Here is a 5,312-nt window from a genome sequence, read left to right as displayed (position 1 = left end):
CGCAGGCCGTCGGCTTCCTGACGCACCACAAGGCTCAGCTTGCAGTGGGTCTTCAGGCCCACGATGCCGTACACCACGTGCACGCCGGCGCGTTCCAGCTTGCGTGCCCATGCGATGTTGGCGTCTTCGTCGAAGCGTGCCTTGATTTCGACCAGTGCCAGCACCTGCTTGCCCGCATGCGCCGCGTCGATGAGCGCGTCGATGATCGGGGAGTTGCTGGACGTACGGTACAACGTCTGCTTGATGGCGAGCACCTTCGGATCCGCCGCAGCCTGCGCTAGGAACGCCTGAACGGAGGTAGAGAACGAATCGTACGGGTGATGCAGGAGGATATCGCGTTCGCGAATCGCTGCAAAAATGTCTTGCGCGCGGGACGACTCCACCTCGGCAATCTGACGATTGGTGGTCGGCACGAACGAACGGTACTTCAAGTCCGGACGGTCGATGCCGCCAAGTTCGAAGAGCACGGTCGCATCGAGCGGTGCCGGCAGGCGGTACACCTCATCGGCGCTGACGCGCAGCTGGTCGGCGAGCAGCTGGGAAAGGAACGGGCTGGTTTCGTCGGAAATCTCAAGACGGATCGGCGGTCCGAAACGACGGCGCAGCAGCTCCTTCTCCATGGCGTTGAGCAGGTTCTCTGCATCATCCTCTTCCACGTCGATATCCTCGTTACGGGTAACGCGGAAGGATCGCGCTTCCTTGATGATCATGCCCGGGAACAGGGATTCCAGGTGCGCGATGATCAGGTTCTCCATGGTGATGAAGCCGTAGCGCACGTTGGTGGCATCGTCGTCGGTCATGTCGTCGACGGGCACGAGACGGTTCAGGTTTCCAGGAATCTTCACGCGAGCGAAGTGGGACTTGCCGGAAGCCGGGTTCTCCACCAGCACGGCGAGGTTGATGGAACCGCCGGAAATGTACGGGAACGGGTGGGCCGGATCCACGGCCAGTGGCGTCAGAACAGGGAACACCTGCTGACGGTAGTAGCGAGACAGGCGCTCCTGTTCGGCGGCGGTGAGCTTGTCCCAGCTCAGCAGCACGATCTGTTCCTTCGCCAGGTCGGGAAGAATGTGATCGATCATGTAGTGCGCGTGCTCGTCCTGCAGGCGGTGCGCCTGCTCGCTGATGGCGCGCAGCTGCTGCCTTGGGCTCAATCCGGAGGCGGCCGTCACGGCGATGCCGGTGTCGATGCGGCGCTTCAGACCTGCGACGCGAACCATGAAGAACTCGTCGAGGTTGTTCGCGAAGATCGCGGCGAAGCTTGCGCGTTCGATGATCGGCAGATCTTCGTCTTGGGCAAGTTCGAGGACTCGCTTGTTGAACTTCAGCCAGCTCAACTCGCGGTCGAAGAAGCGGTCGTTCGGCAACGGCTCTTCGCCGGCCTGAAGCTCACGCTTGTCGTTTTTATCGGTCTCAGCGATATGCTCAGCTATCTGGCTGCGCAAGATCGCCTTCGAGGGTGCGTCAAAAATCTGTGCCATACTTTCCTACTTTATCCTTAAGTAGCTGGAAATGCTGTAAAAAGCCGGCAAAATTTAGCTGGAGTTAACATTCGTTCGCTCATTGTGCAAATTAGGGTGTCGACACGCCGTGTTTTTGTCGCAAACGCACGCAAACGAACAAACACGCCTTGCGTTTCGCACACGATGGAGCATTTTTATGATTCTTGCGATCGTAAAGCAACAGTTGCGACAAATACGGAACATCAGCCGGTTTCGGTTTGCGATTGCCGGATTGCTGAGCATAATTACGAAGTACAAGAACACTTAAAGAGCAGAGCCCACAAAGAGTGTATGGCCAAGATAGGTCGTTACGTTGAACGGGCATTGGATAGACTTACCGTTACGACGATGTTGTTGTGCAGAGATTCTGCCCTTAAGGTTCTTGCAAGGAAGGCCCGCTCGGCGGGCCTTCCTTTTTGTTTGCCTGTTCTCAGGGAGTTTTTCGGGAAAACGACGGACGCCGATTATCGTCGTTGTGTGGATAACGGTGCATAACACGCCGGGGTTGTGGATAACTCGCGTCCTCCGACCACAGGGCCGGTTCAGCTTGCAATGGTGCTCGCTGAAGCTTTTCAATCGACGGTATGAGTAATGCAACGTCTTTTTCGAATGTTCCTCCGGTGCCGCTGCCGTCGGGCGGGCTGTTGCCGGTCGCCGGCGCGATCGCGCCGCAAGCGTCACCGCCGACACAACGCAGAACCGTCTCTGCGCAACGGTTCTATACGCCGCCGGGATCGAATCGCGGTGGAACGCAACTGGTTGGCGCTGTGCCTGGAACGTATGGCATGGTTGCGCAATGCGGTCGCGCATCGGTGGAGGAACCCTGCGATATGGGCAATGTGGTGGTTATCGACTCCGTGGTGGCAGGAGTGGGCACGAGCACTCTGGCCGCCTTACTGGCCCGCGAGCTGAGCGAACGCGGCCTCAAATGTGTGCTCGTCGACGCCGATCTGCAAGGAGGTGGGCTGGATGTGCTTCTTGGCGTGGAAAACGAGGACGGCTCACGCTTCGGGGAAATCAGCGCTCCGCTTGGCAATATCGACGGCAAAGCGCTACTGCGGGAGCTGCCAATCTGGGATGGTGTGCCATTGCTGGCATGCGATCCTTGGAAAACCGAAAATCCGCAATCGTGGGAAGTGCAAGCGTGCATTCATGCGCTATCGCAGGTGCGAAGCGTGGTCGTCGTCGATATGGGGCAATGGAACGGACTGCAGGATTTGACGGAACTGCGCAAGGCCATCCGCATTACCGTGGTCGAACTGACGGTACTTGGTCTTGCGCGGGCCAAAGCGAATCTGCGGGCGCATCACGGTTCAATCGGAGAACACGATGCCGCAACGCAGGAACGGGAGTTTCTCGTAGGCGTGCAACCGCGCGGAACCGTACGCGACCATGGCACGACGGCAATCGAGGAAGCGGCGGAATACCTCGACTGCGATATCACCGCGGTCATCAAACCGGATGCCAAGCTTTGCAGCGAACTCTTGGAAGGGCTTGGACTGCGCAAACCCAATCGTACGAACGCGAAAGCCATCGCAACGTTGGCGGATCTCATTCAGGAAGCGTTGGGAGAAAAGAGCATCAGTCATGGAACTCGGGCCACTTAGCGACATCGCATCCGAGCCGGGCGTCACCGACATCGCGGTAACCTGCGACGGAACGGTGTGGGTGGATCGCGGCCAAGGTATGCGGCCACATGCATTGCGCGTGCCATTCAGCGGTCCCCAAGCCATCCGCGATTTCGCTGTGAGGCTGTGCTCGCAGCTTGGCAGAAGGCTCGACGACGCCTGCCCGATAGCCGACGCGTCCACGGTGGAAGGCGTGCGCGTGCACGCGGTTATCGCACCGCTCGTTCCGCAAGGCGCCGCCATCAGCATACGATTGCCGGACGTTGTTGCGCCCAGTCTGGAATCTTTGGCGGAAAACGGCATGTTTCCAAGCGGATGGATGCCTTTGCTGGAAGGATTCGTGGAACGAAGGGCCAGCGTGCTCGTGACCGGCGGAACCGGAGCAGGCAAAACCACGCTGCTCAAAGCAATGCTTATGCGATGCGCGCCGGGGGAGCGCGTCATCACCGTGGAGGAGGTGCGCGAACTTGGCATGCTCAACCATGCCAACCACGTGTCGCTGGTGACGCGCGGCGCCAACATGGAAGGCAAAGGCGCCATAGGGCTGTCGCAGCTGATATGCGCGACGTTGCGTATGCGGCCGGACCGCATTGTGGTGGGCGAATGCAGGGGCGGCGAAATCGTGGATCTGCTGCGCGCGCTGAATTCCGGGCATCGCGGAGGCATGACCACCTTGCATGCCAATCAGGTGACGGCGGTTCCCTCACGTTTGGTGGCCTTGGGATTGCTCTCCGGGCTGAATCCGCAAGCCACCGCGGCGCTCGCGCAAGACGCGTTCGACGTAGTGCTGCATGTGGGCCGAGTGGGAGGCAGGCGGCGCATCGCGCAAATAGGACGGCTTGAATTCGCAGAGGGGAAACTGCGGGGAAACCTATTGGCCGGGTGGAACGGCAGCCAAATGCGGGCTTCGCAACAGTGGCCTGATTTCGTGCGCGTATGGAGTCGTTGAATCGAGGTGGGCAGATGGAAAGCCTCAGCATTATTTGCGCGGTACTGTGCGGACTGGCCGTATGGCTGTGGCCTCGCCGAAACGTATGCGATGTGGGCGAACGGGCGGGAAACGTAGTGGGGCGCGCAGGCGAAAGCCTTGATGAAAAACCTGATGGAGGATTCGATGGGCGGTCTGACGGAATCGAAGAGGCGAACATGCCGTCGAAACCATTGCCCGCCATCGGATGTGTGGCGTGCGTGGCTTCCCTCCGCGCATCCGTGCGCAGCGGAGCCACATTGGTGCAGGCGTTCGAAGAATTGGGTGGAACGCCGTTCGCCACACCCGAACTTACCAGGCTTCGCATAACCATGGTGATCCGCAGCCGATGCCCGCCCAAAGAGCAATGCGGCCAAGTCGAACGGCTGAGCGGCGAGCTATATGCGGCCTGTCAGCTGAGCCTGACGCTCGGATGCGAAACCGGCCGATGCCTGCAGGCGGTGGCTGAATCGTTGAAACGACAACGATTATTGGATGATCTGCGTACCAACGCATTCGCCATGCCCAAAGCGACGATGAAACTCCTGATGGCGTTGCCGCTGCTCACTGTGCTCTTGGGAGAAGGTATGGGTGCGCACTCATTGGCCTTCCTTGTTTCAGGGGTCAAAGGCTTGGCATGCCTCGGATTTGCCCTCTGTTGCTACACGTTCGGACTTATCTGGATACGTGCGCTGATGCGGCAGGATGATATGAAAGGAGCCATGTGATGACTGGCTTATGGATGCTGACGGCGGCGGTGTGCGCGGCCGAAGCGATGTGGCTGAAGCAGTGGAGGCCGGTCCGTGTGCCAGCCGACCTTGCGCCCGCCGGACGAGTGCGGGAACTTCCGCTGCCGCTGGTATTGGAGATGCTCAGCGTCGCCATACGGCAGGGATCCTCCATTCCACGCGCGCTGATTGCCGTGGGCGATATCGCTGCGGGAGATTTCGGTGCGGGACTGCGGTCGGCCGGGGAACAGTTGAATAGGGGAATTCCTTGGAATGACGCATGGCCGGATGATGGCGATCTTGCGGTGGTACGCGATGCGTTCGCCTCGTCATGGCACAGTGGCGCCTCGCCGGTGGAACGTTTGGAAACAGCGGTCGAACAATTGGATTGGGATGAGCGCTCGCAGATCGAACAGGCTGCAGCGAAATTGTCGGTTCGTTTGTTGCTACCGACCGGATTGTGCTTTCTTCCCGCATTTGTTGCGGT

At 59.5% G+C, this 5,312-nt stretch carries 5 protein-coding genes; 4 read left to right on the top strand and 1 reads right to left on the bottom strand.

The genetic code is table 11. The features are described 5' to 3' along the window. Positions 1-1,481: polyphosphate kinase 1 (gene ppk1, locus Q5H33_RS08020; RefSeq protein WP_302423926.1), on the bottom strand; the 1,481-nt coding region annotated here is incomplete at its 3' end. A 605-nt stretch (positions 1,482-2,086) separates the two neighbouring features. Here ppk1 and Q5H33_RS08015 point away from each other — a divergent pair. The 4 genes from Q5H33_RS08015 to Q5H33_RS08000 form a co-directional block, all read left to right on the top strand. Next, entirely contained in the window at positions 2,087-3,109 is a 1,023-nt protein-coding gene (locus Q5H33_RS08015; protein ID WP_226555230.1) for a P-loop NTPase, read from the top strand. After that, positions 3,090-4,079: a CpaF family protein gene (locus tag Q5H33_RS08010; protein ID WP_004220314.1), complete on the top strand. Its 990-nt coding sequence runs from the start codon at positions 3,090-3,092 to the stop codon at positions 4,077-4,079. The genes Q5H33_RS08015 and Q5H33_RS08010 overlap by 20 nt, the downstream gene beginning before the upstream one ends. Beyond that, complete coding sequence (locus Q5H33_RS08005) at positions 4,067-4,825, top strand: hypothetical protein (RefSeq protein WP_034880134.1); 759 nt, start codon at positions 4,067-4,069, stop codon at positions 4,823-4,825. Before Q5H33_RS08010 ends, Q5H33_RS08005 begins: the two co-directional genes overlap by 13 nt. Further along, a partial coding sequence (locus Q5H33_RS08000; RefSeq protein WP_302423922.1) for a type II secretion system F family protein occupies positions 4,825-5,312 on the top strand: 488 nt, incomplete at its 3' end. The genes Q5H33_RS08005 and Q5H33_RS08000, both read left to right, overlap by 1 nt.

The organism is uncultured Bifidobacterium sp. (assembly GCF_959020145.1).
In the GTDB taxonomy this organism is placed as follows: Bacteria; Actinomycetota; Actinomycetes; order Actinomycetales; family Bifidobacteriaceae; genus Bifidobacterium.
This window is presented reverse-complemented; position numbering and strand designations above follow the sequence as displayed.

Bases quoted from the DNA above. Each gene is read 5' to 3' on its own strand.
- Q5H33_RS08015 (WP_226555230.1), top strand. From the start codon at position 2,087: ATGAGTAATGCAACGTCTTTTTCGAATGTTCCTCCGGTGCCGCTGCCG.
- Q5H33_RS08010 (WP_004220314.1), top strand. From the start codon at position 3,090: ATGGAACTCGGGCCACTTAGCGACATCGCATCCGAGCCGGGCGTCACC.
- Q5H33_RS08005 (WP_034880134.1), top strand. From the start codon at position 4,067: ATGGAGTCGTTGAATCGAGGTGGGCAGATGGAAAGCCTCAGCATTATT.